We start from the raw sequence: 394 nt of genomic DNA, 5'->3' as shown, positions 1-394 counted from the left end.
CTTGGCCTCAAGTGGTGGACGCATCACCGGCTTCGAGCAGCAGTTCATCCAACTTGTAGCGCGGTGACTTCCACCCCAACGTCTGCCGAGGACGGTCGTTGAGTTCCGCCGCCACCGCGTCCAACTCTGCTTGGGAGTACCCCGACAAGTCCGTGCCTTTCGGGAAATACTGGCGAAGAAGACCATTGGTGTTCTCGTTCGTTCCCCGCTGCCACGGCGACCGGGGATCACAAAAATAGACCGGCATCCCGGACCTCACCGTGAACTTCTCATGCGAGGACAACTCCTTCCCCTGATCCCAGGTGAGACTGTCGCGCAGAAACCGGGGCAGCGTCTCCATCTTGGCCGCCAACAAATACGCCACTCGTTCCGCGGACCGGTCGTACGGGATCCG

1 protein-coding gene is annotated in these 394 nt (G+C 60.7%); it reads right to left on the bottom strand.

Going from position 1 to position 394, the window contains the following annotated elements; all coding sequences use genetic code 11:
- Nucleotides 1-7: 7 nt before the first annotated feature.
- On the bottom strand, nucleotides 8-394 hold a 387-nt coding region (locus tag NZH93_RS51470; protein ID WP_259624628.1), incomplete at its 5' end, for an IS30 family transposase.

Origin of the sequence: Umezawaea endophytica (genome assembly GCF_025061645.1) — a bacterium.
Taxonomy (GTDB): Bacteria; Actinomycetota; Actinomycetes; order Mycobacteriales; family Pseudonocardiaceae; genus Umezawaea; species Umezawaea endophytica.
This window is presented reverse-complemented; position numbering and strand designations above follow the sequence as displayed.